Source organism: Pseudomonas paraeruginosa (assembly GCF_003025345.2).
Classification (GTDB): Bacteria; Pseudomonadota; Gammaproteobacteria; order Pseudomonadales; family Pseudomonadaceae; genus Pseudomonas; species Pseudomonas paraeruginosa.
In genome coordinates this window covers 5,135,001-5,147,560 of the sequence record NZ_CP020560.1, presented here as the reverse complement: position 1 = coordinate 5,147,560, position 12,560 = coordinate 5,135,001, and the positions used below count along the sequence as shown (strand labels likewise).

At 64.7% G+C, this 12,560-nt stretch carries 12 protein-coding genes (1 of these 12 only partly in view); 7 read left to right on the top strand and 5 right to left on the bottom strand.

The genetic code is table 11. From position 1 onward, the window contains the following. Window positions 1-207: 207 nt before the first annotated feature. From B7D75_RS24375 to B7D75_RS24360, 4 genes are all read right to left on the bottom strand, one after another. Window positions 208-1,005, bottom strand: coding sequence for a cyclic nucleotide-binding domain-containing protein (locus tag B7D75_RS24375; RefSeq protein ID WP_058136686.1), 798 nt, complete (start codon window positions 1,003-1,005; stop codon window positions 208-210). A 104-nt stretch (window positions 1,006-1,109) separates the two neighbouring features. Further along, on the bottom strand, window positions 1,110-1,382 hold the full coding sequence (locus tag B7D75_RS24370; RefSeq protein WP_003148662.1) for a TfoX/Sxy family protein: 273 nt from the start codon (window positions 1,380-1,382) through the stop codon (window positions 1,110-1,112). 154 nt (window positions 1,383-1,536) lie between these two features. After that, entirely contained in the window at window positions 1,537-1,884 is a 348-nt protein-coding gene (locus B7D75_RS24365) for a pentapeptide repeat-containing protein (protein ID WP_034082194.1), read from the bottom strand. Between the two features lie 92 nt (window positions 1,885-1,976). Next, the gene (locus B7D75_RS24360) at window positions 1,977-3,539 is read right to left on the bottom strand and encodes a bifunctional aminoglycoside phosphotransferase/ATP-binding protein (protein ID WP_107114500.1); all 1,563 of its coding nucleotides are present in this window, start codon (window positions 3,537-3,539) and stop codon (window positions 1,977-1,979) included. A gap of 212 nt (window positions 3,540-3,751) precedes the next feature. Here B7D75_RS24360 and mrcB point away from each other — a divergent pair, with 212 nt between their 5' ends. From mrcB to B7D75_RS24345, 3 genes are read left to right on the top strand one after another with little or no spacing between them, the layout of a single operon-like run. After that, entirely contained in the window at window positions 3,752-6,079 is a 2,328-nt protein-coding gene (gene mrcB / locus B7D75_RS24355) for a penicillin-binding protein 1B (protein ID WP_107114499.1), read from the top strand. A 16-nt stretch (window positions 6,080-6,095) separates the two neighbouring features. Then, window positions 6,096-6,884 carry a penicillin-binding protein activator LpoP gene (gene lpoP / locus B7D75_RS24350; protein ID WP_012077457.1) on the top strand — a complete coding sequence of 263 codons (789 nt, stop codon included), beginning with the start codon at window positions 6,096-6,098 and terminating at the stop codon, window positions 6,882-6,884. Then, window positions 6,884-7,213 (top strand): YqcC family protein, encoded by a 330-nt coding sequence (locus B7D75_RS24345; RefSeq protein ID WP_033998117.1) that lies wholly within the window; start codon window positions 6,884-6,886, stop codon window positions 7,211-7,213. The genes lpoP and B7D75_RS24345 overlap by 1 nt, the downstream gene beginning before the upstream one ends. A 124-nt stretch (window positions 7,214-7,337) precedes the next feature. Here the strand turns inward: B7D75_RS24345 and B7D75_RS24340 are convergent, their stop codons facing one another. Then, window positions 7,338-7,808 carry a DUF4124 domain-containing protein gene (locus B7D75_RS24340; RefSeq protein WP_003148655.1) on the bottom strand — a complete coding sequence of 157 codons (471 nt, stop codon included), beginning with the start codon at window positions 7,806-7,808 and terminating at the stop codon, window positions 7,338-7,340. Window positions 7,809-8,358: 550 nt separating this feature from the next. Between B7D75_RS24340 and B7D75_RS24335 the strand changes: the two genes are divergently transcribed. The 4 genes from B7D75_RS24335 to pssA form a co-directional block, all read left to right on the top strand. After that, entirely contained in the window at window positions 8,359-10,083 is a 1,725-nt protein-coding gene (locus tag B7D75_RS24335) for an acetolactate synthase 3 large subunit (protein WP_012077454.1), read from the top strand. A gap of 2 nt (window positions 10,084-10,085) precedes the next feature. Further along, window positions 10,086-10,577, top strand: a complete 492-nt coding sequence (gene ilvN, locus B7D75_RS24330; RefSeq protein ID WP_003095069.1) for an acetolactate synthase small subunit — start codon at window positions 10,086-10,088, stop codon at window positions 10,575-10,577. Window positions 10,578-10,619: 42 nt separating this feature from the next. Further along, window positions 10,620-11,636 carry a ketol-acid reductoisomerase gene (gene ilvC / locus B7D75_RS24325; RefSeq protein ID WP_003148652.1) on the top strand — a complete coding sequence of 339 codons (1,017 nt, stop codon included), beginning with the start codon at window positions 10,620-10,622 and terminating at the stop codon, window positions 11,634-11,636. A 155-nt stretch (window positions 11,637-11,791) separates the two neighbouring features. After that, window positions 11,792-12,560, top strand: partial view of a CDP-diacylglycerol--serine O-phosphatidyltransferase gene (gene pssA, locus B7D75_RS24320; protein ID WP_003095061.1) — the 5' portion only. Its footprint extends 47 nt past the window's final position; the window shows 769 of its 816 coding nt (coding positions 1-769); it begins with the start codon at window positions 11,792-11,794; its stop codon lies off the right edge, out of view.

Below are 12,560 nucleotides of genomic sequence, written 5' to 3'. Positions count from 1 at the left end.
CAGGCAAAAAAAGACCCGGCAAAGTGCCGGGTCAAAAACCGTGATTAGCCTGATGAGGAGATAATCTGAAGAGTCCGACTGCGTGGGTCTCTCAGCTTACCGGCTGATCTCGCGACCAGTTGAGTGATATAATAATGATTCTCATTTCCATGTCAAACGCTTTCGCGAAACTTTTCTGCTAGCTAGTCGCGAGGCCTCTGGAAAGGTTCAGGCGCTGCGTGGCAGGCGCAATTGGGTCACTTCGCGGTTGAGCAGGTCGATGCGCCGGGCCATGCCTTCGATCAGGCTGTGGGCGATCCGCGGGTTGTTCTGCATCAGGCCGAGGAACTGTTCCTTGGGAATCACCATCACCGTGCAGGGTTCGCTGGCGACCACCGTGGCGCTGCGCTTCTCGCGGGTGAACACGGCCATGGCGCCGAATATCTCGTCCTTCTGCACGTCGCCGACCTTCTGCCCATCCACCAGCGCCTCGGCGTGACCCTCGATGATGATGAACACATGGTCGGCCTCGTCGCCCTGGCGGATCAGCGCTTCGCCCGCGGCGAAATGGCGGAAGCCGGTGGCCGGGCGGATTTCCGGCTGCTTCAGGTGCGCCAGGGCGTCGCCGAGCAGGGCGGTCTGTCCGATCAGGTATTGCAGCAGCAGTTCCTGGCGTCCTTCGTCGGCATGGAAGTGCCGCAGCACCTCGCTGCGCGAATAGGGACGCAGACGGATCGCTTCCTCGTTGGCATGCCGGCAGGCGGGCAGGTCGAGGCCGCGGCGCAGGCCGAGCAGGTCGCCTTCCTGCAGGTAGAACAGCGGGCGCCCGTCGACCAGCGCATGGAGCAGGCCGCTTTCCACCAGGAAGATCCGGTCGTCGGGCAGTTCGTGCTCCAGGTCGTCGCTGCGCTCCACCTCGAGGGTGGGGCCGCTGGGCGAAAGGCCTTCGAGCAAGCGGTGGGGGATTCCCTGCAGGCGGTTGATCAGTTGATCGGCATAAGCCGGTTGCTCGCCGAGTAGATACATGGCCATTTCCTTGAGCTGCCTGGGCGGGAGAGGAGGTACGAACGTCCACGAGACGATAGGTGGGCGTCCGGGAGGAGTAAATGTCTTCCCGTGGCAGGTGTGAGCTAGCTCTTGTTTCGTGCGGGGAAAGTCTCCAGCTCGCCCAGCAGCGCGGCCTTGTGGTCCGCCGACAGCTCGTTCCAGTGCACGTCCAGCAGGGCGCCCTCGATGGCATAGAGGAGTACTTTCGAGGCGCGGAAGCCGCGCGCGCGGACCGCCCGGTAGGCGCCCACCGAGCCGAGCCGGCGCAGGTCGGTGGCGCTGTGGATGCCCACGGCATGCAGCCATTGGGTGGAGGTCTTGCCCAGGTTCTTCAGGTTCAGCAGTTCGTCGTTCATCGTCGGTCCTTGCGATGCCGCTCAGAAGCGTGATGGCGCGGAACTGCCAGGAACCGGCCCGGGACCGGTGGATGCGGTCCGGGACCGGTCCTCAGCCGGCCGGATACCTGTCGGGAAGTGTAGCGGTCCTCCGGCAAAACGTGGCCGCTGGGCGTCAGACCTCGGGCAGGTAGCGCAGGCGGGTGCCGAAGCTTACCGACATGCGGATCTCGTCCGCCGCCAGGCGCAGCGGGAAGTAGGTGCCGGAGATCTGGGCGTGGGCGAGGCTGGCGCCTTCCAGGCGTGCCTCGCGCAGATCCACGCCACGCAGGTCGGCGCCACGGAAATAGGCATCGCTGAAGTCGACCCGGGCGGCATCCAGCAGGCGCAGGTCGAGGCCGCGGAAATCGCCGCCGGCCAGGTCGATCCAGCCGTCGGCCGGTTTCTGTCGGTTGAAGCCTTCGATGTCTTCGTCGTGCAACAGCTGGTAGAGCGGGGAATCGAGCTGACGGGGGGCGTTCATGGGCGGCGTCCTGCGCGGAAGGCTCGCCCAGAGTATAGAAGAGTAGTGGCACAGCGCCCGCTCCGGACGGAGCGGGCGGCGCTGGACCGTGCTCAGAGACCGGGCAGGCGCTGGCGGATGCCGTCGACCAGGCCGTCCAGGCTGGCCGCGTCGTGGGTATCGACGCGTTTGCTCTGTGCCGTCTCGGCCGCCGACAACCGCTCGCGAGTGGCCTGTTGGGTGCGGATCACGTCGAGGGTGGCATCGGAAGGATCGCGGCCTTCCGCCTGGCGCTGCGCCAGCCAGCCGGCGATCACCGCTTCGGGCGCCTGGCAGTCGAGGATTAGGAACGGCACGCCGGTTTCTTCCGCAATGTGGCAAGCGGCCTGGCGCTGGTTCTGCTTCAGGTAGGCGGCATCGATCACCACCGGGTAGCCGGCCTGGAGGACCTTCGCAGCCAACTGGTGAAGGTGCGCATAGGTCGCCTCGCTGGCCTGGGTGCTATAGATCCCGGCGGCGAACCGGCCCTTGTCGTTCTCCGGTTGCTCGCCGAACAGGCGCTTGCGTTCCACGTCGGAGCGCAGGCGCACCGCGCCCAGGGCCTCCACCAGGCGCATGGCCACCTGGCTCTTGCCGACCGCGGAAACTCCATGGGTGACGGCCAGGAAGCGCGAGGGAATGGCACTGTAGCTTTCCGCCAGGTTGGCGTAGTTGCGGTACTGGCGCAGGGTCGCGGCGCGCTGCACGGCGTCGGTCTGGTAGCCGAGGCTGAACAGCGCCACCTTGGCGCGGACCATGGCGCGGTAGGCCTTGTAGAAATTCAGCAGTTCCAGGGCCTGGTAGTCGCCGGTGCGTTCCAGGTAGAGGCTGACGAAGCGCCGCGCGTGGCATTTCAGGCCACGGTCTTCCAGGTCCATGGCGAGGAAGGCGAAGTCGGCGCAGACGTCGGTGAAGCGGAACGGCTCGTTGAACTCGATGCAGTCGAACAGCACCACCTTGCCGTCGATCAGCGCGGCGTTGCCCAGGTGGATGTCGCCGTGGCATTCGCGGATGAAGCCCTGCTCCTTGCGTTCGCGGAGTACCGGCAGCAGGCGTTCGAAGCTGCTCTCGGCCCAGGCTTCGAGGGCGTCCAGCTGCTGCAGGTCGGCCTTGTCCTTGAGCAGCGGGCGGACCTGTTCGAAGTTCTGCCGCACCGGCGCCATGCAGGATTCGGCGGTGCCCAGCGGATGCTCCAGCGGCACCTTCGGAGTGGTCTGGTGGAAGTGCGCGATCTGCTCGGCCAGTTCGTCGATGTGCTGGTTGCTCAGCTCGCCGCGCCCCTGGATCGCCGCCAGCAGGTTGTCCTGCGGGAACTGGCGCATCTTCAGCAGGTATTCGATGGCCTCGCCGTCGCCGCCGATGTGCGGCGCCTGTTCGCTGCCGGTCACCGGCAGGACCTCCAGGTAGAGGTCGTCGGTCAGGCGCTGGTTCAGGCGCAACTCTTCGTTGCAATAGAAGCGGCGTTTTTCCAGGCTGGTGAAATCGAGGAAGCCGAAGTCCATCGGCTTCTTGATCTTGTAGGCGTAGGGACCGGTCAACAGGACCCAGGAGATGTGCGTCTCGATGACCTCGAAGCGCTCCACCGGGTGGGGGTAGAGGGCCGGGTTCTGCAGGGCGGCGATCAGGGTCTGGCTCACGGGATATCCTTGCCTCGGAAATATGCGAAACCCGCATTATGGCGGGAAGGGGTGACAGTGCAAACCTTGCTGGCGGATGGCAACCATTTGCCGGATCGCCGGTCGAATGCGCCGCGCCGCCGCCGCGCCTATCCACCGGGGCCGCGCAGACCGTGGATGCCGCTCGATTCGGTGTCTGTCCGCTGTGGATAAAGTACGTATAATGCGCCGCCATGACGCGTCCCCGATCCCCCCGCTCCCGTAACGGAAAAAAAGCACGCCCGGCTCCCGGCCTGAACAAGTGGCTCGGCTGGGCACTCAAGCTCGGCCTCGTCGGCCTGGTGCTCCTGGCCGGCTTCGCCATCTATCTCGATGCGGTGGTCCAGGAGAAATTCTCCGGCCGGCGCTGGACCATCCCAGCGAAGGTCTATGCCCGTCCCCTGGAGCTGTTCAACGGCCTCAAGCTGAGCAAGGAAGACTTCCTGCGCGAACTCGACGCCCTCGGTTACCGTCGCGAGCCCAGCGTGACCGGGCCCGGCACCGTATCGGTGGCGGCCAGCGCGGTTGAGCTCAATACCCGTGGCTTCCAGTTCTACGAAGGGGCCGAACCGGCCCAGCGTGTGCGCGTGCGTTTCAACGGCAACTACGTCAGCGGGCTGAACGAGGCCAGCGGCAAGGAACTGGCGGTGGCGCGGCTGGAGCCGTTGCTGATCGGCGGCCTGTATCCGGCTCACCACGAAGACCGCATCCTGGTCAAGCTCGACCAGGTGCCGACCTACCTCATCGATACCCTGGTCGCGGTCGAGGACCGGGACTTCTGGAACCACCACGGCGTATCGCTGAAGTCGGTGGCCCGCGCGGTCTGGGTCAACACCACCGCCGGCCAGCTGCGCCAGGGCGGCAGCACCCTGACCCAGCAACTGGTGAAGAATTTCTTCCTGAGCAACGAGCGCAGCCTGAGCCGCAAGCTCAACGAGGCGATGATGGCCGTGTTGCTCGAACTGCATTACGACAAGCGCGACATCCTCGAGTCCTATCTCAACGAGGTGTTCCTCGGCCAGGACGGCCAGCGCGCCATCCATGGGTTCGGCCTGGCCAGCCAGTATTTCTTCAGCCAGCCGCTGGCCGAGCTCAAGCTCGACCAGGTGGCGTTGCTGGTCGGCATGGTCAAGGGGCCGTCGTACTACAACCCGCGGCGCTACCCGGACCGCGCCCTGGCGCGGCGCAACCTGGTGCTCGACGTGCTCGCCGAGCAGGGCGTGGCGACCCGGCAGGAAGTCGACGCCGCCAAGCAGCGGCCGCTCGGCGTAACCCGCCAGGGCAGCATGGCCGACAGTTCGTATCCGGCCTTCCTCGACCTGGTCAAGCGCCAGTTGCGCCAGGACTACCGCGACGAGGACCTGACCGAGGAAGGGCTGCGCATCTTCACCAGCTTCGACCCGATCCTGCAGGAGAAGGCCGAGACCTCGGTCAACGAAACGCTCAAGCGCCTCAGCGGGCGCAAGGGCGTCGACCAGGTCGAGGCGGCGATGGTCGTCACCAATCCCGAGACCGGCGAGATCCAGGCCCTGATCGGCAGCCGCGAGCCGCGCTTCGCCGGTTTCAACCGGGCACTGGACGCAGTGCGGCCGATCGGCTCGCTGATCAAGCCGGCGGTCTACCTGACCGCCCTGGAGCGGCCGAGCAAGTACACCCTGACCACCTGGGTCCAGGACGAGCCTTTCGCGGTGAAAGGCCAGGACGGCCAGGTCTGGCGCCCGCAGAACTATGACCGGCGCTCGCATGGGACGATCTTCCTGTACCAGGGCCTGGCCAACTCCTACAACCTGTCCACCGCCAAGCTCGGCCTCGACGTTGGCGTGCCCAATGTGCTACAGACCGTCGCCCGGCTGGGCATCAACCGCGACTGGCCGGCCTACCCGTCGATGCTGCTGGGCGCCGGTTCGCTCAGCCCGATGGAAGTCGCGACCATGTACCAGACCATCGCCAGCGGCGGTTTCAACACGCCGCTGCGGGGCATCCGCAGCGTGCTGACCGCCGACGGCCAGCCGCTCAAGCGCTATCCGTTCCAGGTCGAGCAGCGTTTCGACTCGGGCGCCGTCTACCTGGTGCAGAACGCCATGCAGCGGGTGATGCGCGAAGGCACCGGGCGTTCGGTGTACAGTCAATTGCCATCGTCGCTGACCCTGGCCGGCAAGACCGGTACCAGCAACGATTCCCGCGACAGCTGGTTCTCCGGTTTCGGCGGCGACCTCCAGGCGGTGGTCTGGCTCGGTCGCGACGACAACGGCAAGACTCCCCTGACCGGTGCCACCGGCGCCCTGCAGGTCTGGACCAGCTTCATGCGCAAGGCCCATCCGCAACCGCTGGAGATGCCGATGCCGGAGAACGTGGTGATGGCCTGGGTCGATGCGCAGACCGGGCAGGGCTCGGCGGCGGACTGCCCGAACGCCGTGCAGATGCCCTATATTCGTGGCAGCGAGCCCGCCCAGGGCCCCGGTTGCGGGATCCAGAACCCGGCCGGCGAGGTTATGGACTGGGTGCGTGGCTGGCTGAATTGATCCGAGAGGACCTGAAGTGAAGAAGATTTTCCTACTCACCGCGCTCGCCGGCAGCGCCCTGCTGGCGGGTTGCGCCAGTCCGCAACACGGCGCGATTCCGGTGGTGGATGCCGGTACTCCGGTTTCCAACCAGGAAAGCGGCGGTTTCCGCATCACCCGGACACAGGTGCCGCGCACGCAAGGCGCGGCGGCCCAAGGGATTCCCCAGGGCGGCGACTCCGGCGTGGTGGTGATGGTGCCGCAGGGCGCCAATGCCGCGCCGATCCAGACCTTCCCGGCGCAGTCCGGCGCTGCGCCGATCAACAGCGCGCCGATCGGGTCCGGCACCTCGTACCAGGCCCCGTCCGGCAACGCTCCCACGGCGCCGCTGGGCGGCAGCTACAGCATGCCGCCCAGCACCGCTCCCGGCAGCGCTCCCCGGGCCGCGCCCAGCGGCATTCCGGCTTCCGGCTCGGCCGGTAGCCTGGCGGCCGACGAGCAGCTGGACGGACCTGTCCTGGCGATGCTCACCACCGCCCAGCAACAGCAGGGCAGCGGCGACCTGAACAGTGCCGCCGCCAGTCTCGAGCGTGCCCAGCGTATCGCCCCGAGGGAGCCGCAGGTGCTCTATCGCCTGGCCCAGGTGCGCCTGGCCCAGGGCGATGCGGCGCAGGCCGAGCAGGTCGCACGTCGCGGCCTGAGTTATGCCAATGGCCGACCGACCCTGCAGGCCGGGCTCTGGGAACTGATCGCCCAGGCGCGGGAAAAGCAGGGTGATTCCGCCGGCGCGGCGCTGGCCCGGCAGAAGGCCAAGGCAAGCTCGTGATGGATCGGCGGGTCCATGCGCTGGCCGATCAGTTGCTGCTGATCGAGCGCGAGCTGCGTGCCCTCCACTGGTGGAGCGAAAGCAGTCCCGCCGCAGAGGCGCTGGCCAGTCCCGAACCGTTCTGCGTGGACACGCTGGCCCTGGAGGAATGGCTGCAATGGATATTCCTGCCGCGGATGAAGCTGATTCTCGAGAGCGATAGCGCCCTGCCGCAAGCCTCGGGCATCCTGGCCATGGCCGAGGTGGTCTATGCGCAGCGTGGCGAGAAGGTCGCCGGCCTGCTGGCGGCGCTTGGCGAGTTCGATCGGCTGATCGGCGAGTCGTCATGAACTCGCCCCGGCAAGAAGAACCCGGCCTGTAGCCGGGTTTCTTCCTGCCGGAGAGGCCGGACGCTGGCATCGCACCGCGCAGCGGCGTCGGGACCGATGCTTTCGAGGCCGGCTCGTTCTCGTCTCAGCGACAGTTTTCCTGGATCGCCTTCTCTGCCTTGGCGATTCGCTCCTGGCGTTCTTCCTCGCCCAGGCGGCGCAGCTCACCCTTGCCTTCGTCGACCCGTACGCGCGGGTTGTTCTTCAACTGCGCGAGGTTGTTGCGGGTTTCCTCGCAGAACTGCTTGCGCTCGGCTTCCTCCTTCGCCACCTGCTGTTTCACCTTGTCGTCGATCGCCTTCTGTTCGGGGTCGGCCGGCTTTTCCTCAAGGGCCGGCTTGCGCTCGATGGTCGGCGCCGGTACCGAGGCGGGCAGCGGGAAGTCGTTCTGCGGCGGGGCGGTCTGGGTGTTCACCGTGGTGGCCTGGGTTCCCTGCGGCGGCTGGGCGCCGAAATGGGTGACGCCCTCGGCGTCGACCCATTTGTAGATCGGCGCGGCCATGGCGAAAGAGGAGAGGGCGAGCAACAGGCTGGCCGGGAGGATCATGCGTCGCATGCGGAGTCCTTGGAATGCGCTAACTGCGGCTAACTATAACCAAATCCACCGGCCCGGCATGCTGCACGGCATCACAACCGCCGCCGGAGACGGCCACGCCTTGGCAAGTCCTCGCGGGAATCATGGGCATTTTGGCAATGTTTGCTCTAAATCAGAATTTTCTAGCCATAAAATCTGTTTTTGTTAGTTGATCAGCTTTTTTATGGAAGGGTATGCCGTCTTCCGTGGAATTTTTTTTGATAAATTTCAGAATAAAGCTTGACTTGCGTCCGGCGAATGCGAAGAATCCAAGCTCGCTGTAGCGGGCCGTCTGCAACCCAGTCCCCTCTCCGGCAGACCATGAGGTGCCTACCCGCGCCGAAAGTTACACCCTGCTTCGCGTTACCTCGCGCTGGGTGGAAGAGCTCCGTAACACCAGGCGCCCTTCCAAGTTCGCTCAATCGGCAGTTGACGTAGCCGGTGACTACCGTCACCCATGCTCTGCCGGGCAGCCAACCGAATTTCGGTCGCCCGCCCCTGGGTGGCCGTATAGCGTTCTAGAGGTGAAAACGTGGAGCTTTTATCTGGCGCTGAAATGGTCGTCCGCTCGTTGCGCGACGAAGGCGTTAAGTACATCTACGGGTACCCGGGTGGTGCCCTCCTGCATATCTACGACGCGCTCTTCAAGGAGCACGACGTGACCCATATCCTGGTGCGCCACGAACAGGCGGCTACCCACATGGCCGACGGCTACGCCCGCGCCACCGGCAAGCCCGGTGTCGTGCTGGTGACCTCCGGCCCGGGCGCGACCAACGCCATCACCGGCATCGCCACCGCGTACATGGACTCGATCCCGATGGTGATCCTGTCGGGCCAGGTACCGAGCAACATGGTCGGCACCGACGCGTTCCAGGAAACCGACATGGTCGGCATTTCCCGGCCGATCGTGAAGCACAGCTTCATCATCAAGCATCCCTCGGAGATCCCCGAGGTGATCAAGAAGGCCTTCTACCTGGCGCAATCGGGTCGTCCGGGGCCGGTTGTCGTGGATATTCCGAAGGACATGGGCGATCCGACCCAGAAGTTCGAGTATTCCTATCCGAAGAAGGTCAAGCTGCGCTCCTACAGCCCGGCCGTGCGTGGCCATTCCGGGCAGATCCGCAAGGCCGCCGAGATGCTCCTGGCGGCCAAGCGCCCGGTGGTCTACTCCGGCGGTGGCGTGATCATGGGCAATGCCGCGGCGCCGCTGACCGAGCTGGCGCAGATGCTCAACCTGCCGGTGACCAACACCCTGATGGGGCTGGGTGGCTATCCGGGCGCGGATCGCCAGTTCCTCGGCATGCTCGGCATGCACGGCAGCTTCACCGCCAACCTGGCGATGCACCACAGCGACGTGATCCTCGCCGTGGGCGCGCGTTTCGACGACCGGGTGATCAACGGCGCGGCGAAGTTCTGCCCGAACGCCAAGATCATCCACATCGACATCGATCCGGCATCGATCTCCAAGACCATCAAGGCCGATATCCCGATCGTCGGCCCGGTGGACAGCGTCCTCACCGAAATGGTCGCGATCCTCAAGGAAATCGGCGAGACCCCGAACCAGGAGGCGCAGGTCGCCTGGTGGAAGCAGATCGACGAATGGCGCGGCACTCGCGGGCTGTTCCCCTATGACAAGGGCGACGGCAGCATCATCAAGCCGCAGACCGTCATCGAGACGCTTTACGAAGTCACCCATGGCGACGCCTACATCACTTCCGATGTCGGTCAGCACCAGATGTTCGCCTCGCAGTACTACAAGTTCAGCAAGCCCAACCGCTGGATCAACTCCGGCGGCCTCGGCACCATGGGCTTCGGCTTCCCGGCGGCGATGGGCATCAAGCTCAACTTCCCGGACGACGACGTAGCCTGCGTGACCGGCGAAGGCAGTATCCAGATGAACATTCAGGAGCTGTCGACCTGCCTGCAGTACGACCTGCCGGTGAAGATCGTCAATCTGAACAACGGTGCGCTGGGCATGGTTCGCCAGTGGCAGGACATGCAGTACAACAGCCGCTATTCGCATTCCTACATGGAATCCCTGCCGGACTTCGTCAAGCTTGCCGAAGCCTACGGGCATGTCGGCATGCGCATCACCGACCTGAAGGACCTGAAGCCGAAGATGGAAGAGGCGTTCGCCCTGAAGAACCGCCTGGTCTTCCTCGACATCCAGGTGGACGCCAGCGAGCACGTCTACCCGATGCAGATCCGTGACGGCGCGATGCGCGACATGTGGCTGAGCAAGACGGAGCGTACCTGATCATGCGACACATCATTTCCCTGCTGCTGGAAAACGAGCCTGGCGCATTGTCCCGCGTGGTCGGCCTGTTCTCCCAACGCAACTACAACATCGAAAGCCTGACCGTGGCGCCGACCGAGGACCCGACCCTGTCGCGTCTGACGCTGACCACCGTGGGACACGATGAGGTGATCGAGCAGATCACCAAGAACCTCAACAAGCTGATCGAGGTGGTCAAGCTGGTCGATCTGTCGGAAAGCGCCCATATCGAGCGCGAACTGATGCTGGTGAAGGTCAAGGCCACCGGCGCCCAGCGCGCCGAGGTAAAGCGCACCACCGACATCTTCCGTGGACAGATCGTCGACGTCACCAGTAGCGTCTATACCGTGCAACTGGCGGGCACCAGCGACAAACTGGACAGCTTCATCCAGGCCATCGGCACCGCGTCGATCCTGGAAGTGGTCCGCAGCGGCGTCACCGGCATCGCCCGTGGCGACAAGACTCTGAGCATCTGAACTGAAAGCAGGCCCGCGAGGCCTTACTGAAGGGGAATTCCCATGCGCGTTTTCTACGACAAAGACTGTGACCTCTCGATCATCCAGGGCAAGAAAGTTGCCATCATCGGTTACGGTTCCCAGGGCCATGCCCATGCCTGCAACCTGAAAGACTCCGGCGTCGACGTCACCGTGGGCCTGCGCAGCGGCTCCGCCACCGTGGCCAAGGCCGAAGCGCACGGCCTGAAGGTCGCCGACGTGAAGAGCGCCGTCGCCGCCGCCGACGTGGTCATGATCCTCACCCCGGACGAGTTCCAGGGTCGCCTGTACAAGGAAGAGATCGAGCCGAACCTGAAGAAGGGCGCGACCCTGGCCTTCGCCCACGGCTTCTCCATCCACTACAACCAGGTCGTCCCGCGCGCCGACCTCGACGTGATCATGATCGCGCCGAAGGCCCCGGGTCACACCGTGCGCTCCGAGTTCGTCAAGGGCGGCGGCATCCCTGACCTGATCGCCATCTACCAGGACGCTTCCGGCAATGCCAAGAACGTCGCGCTGTCCTATGCCTGCGGCGTGGGCGGCGGCCGTACCGGTATCATCGAAACCACCTTCAAGGACGAGACCGAAACCGACCTGTTCGGTGAGCAGGCCGTTCTCTGCGGCGGTTGCGTGGAGCTGGTCAAGGCCGGTTTCGAAACCCTGGTCGAAGCCGGTTATGCACCGGAAATGGCCTACTTCGAGTGCCTGCACGAGCTGAAGCTGATCGTCGACCTGATGTACGAAGGCGGCATCGCCAACATGAACTACTCCATCTCCAACAACGCCGAGTACGGTGAGTACGTAACCGGTCCGGAGGTGATCAACGCCGAATCCCGCGCTGCCATGCGCAACGCCCTGAAGCGCATCCAGGACGGCGAATACGCGAAGATGTTCATCACCGAAGGTGCGGCGAACTACCCGTCGATGACAGCTTACCGCCGCAACAACGCTGCTCACCCGATCGAGCAGATCGGCGAGAAACTGCGCGCGATGATGCCGTGGATCGCAGCCAACAAGATCGTCGACAAGAGCAAGAACTAAGCGGCTCCGGCGACATACGAAGAAACGCGGCCCCGGCCGCGTTTTTTCGTTCTTGCCTGGCGATCTGGTATAAAGCCTGGGCCGGCGGAACTGTCTTCCTAGTCAGAAGAGTCTGTCGGCATATTCGCACCCCATCAGTTCCCAAGGAATTGTCCATGAGTGAACGTCCCGAGGAGCCGAACAAGGCCTCCGACGAAGAAAGCCTGCTGCCCATCGACGAACATATAGAAGAAGGGCACGACGCCGAAGGGCGGAAGGTTCGTCACCGCGGTATCTACCTGCTGCCCAACCTGTTCACCACGGCGGCCCTGTTTTCCGGCTTCTACGCCATCATCAATGGCATGAGCGGCCAGTTCGCCAACGCCGCCATCGCTATCTTCGTGGCCATGGTCCTCGATGGACTGGACGGCCGCGTGGCCCGCCTGACCAACACCCAGAGCGCCTTCGGTGCCGAGTATGACTCGCTGTCCGACATGGTCGCCTTCGGTGTGGCGCCGGCGCTGGTCGCCTTCGAATGGGCGCTTGGCAGCCTCGGCAAGGTCGGCTGGATGGTCGCCTTCATCTACGTTGCGGGCGCCGCGCTGCGTCTGGCTCGTTTCAACACCCAGGTCGGCAAGGCCGACAAGCGCTATTTCATCGGCCTGGCCAGTCCGGCCGCCGCGGCGCTGGTGGCGGGTACGGTATGGGCGTTCAGCGATTTCGAGATCCAGGGCGCCAAGGTTGCCTTCCTCGTCGCCCTGCTGGTCGCCGCCGCCGGCGTGCTGATGGTCAGCAACATCAAGTACCACAGCTTCAAGGATCTCGACCTGCGCGGCCGCGTGCCGTTCGTGGCGATCCTCATCGTGGTGCTGGCCTTCGCCGTGGTCTTTACCGATCCGCCGCGTATTCTCCTGTTGCTGTTCCTTGCCTACGCGGCCTCCGGCC

What these genes read in the sequence shown, in the direction of transcription:
- B7D75_RS24375 (WP_058136686.1), bottom strand. Translation starts at nt 1,005, where the DNA reads ATGTATCTACTCGGCGAGCAACCGGCTTATGCCGATCAACTGATCAAC.
- B7D75_RS24370 (WP_003148662.1), bottom strand. Translation starts at nt 1,382, where the DNA reads ATGAACGACGAACTGCTGAACCTGAAGAACCTGGGCAAGACCTCCACC.
- B7D75_RS24365 (WP_034082194.1), bottom strand. Translation starts at nt 1,884, where the DNA reads ATGAACGCCCCCCGTCAGCTCGATTCCCCGCTCTACCAGCTGTTGCAC.
- mrcB (WP_107114499.1), top strand. Translation starts at nt 3,752, where the DNA reads ATGACGCGTCCCCGATCCCCCCGCTCCCGTAACGGAAAAAAAGCACGC.
- B7D75_RS24345 (WP_033998117.1), top strand. Translation starts at nt 6,884, where the DNA reads ATGGATCGGCGGGTCCATGCGCTGGCCGATCAGTTGCTGCTGATCGAG.
- B7D75_RS24340 (WP_003148655.1), bottom strand. Translation starts at nt 7,808, where the DNA reads ATGCGACGCATGATCCTCCCGGCCAGCCTGTTGCTCGCCCTCTCCTCT.
- ilvN (WP_003095069.1), top strand. Translation starts at nt 10,086, where the DNA reads ATGCGACACATCATTTCCCTGCTGCTGGAAAACGAGCCTGGCGCATTG.
- ilvC (WP_003148652.1), top strand. Translation starts at nt 10,620, where the DNA reads ATGCGCGTTTTCTACGACAAAGACTGTGACCTCTCGATCATCCAGGGC.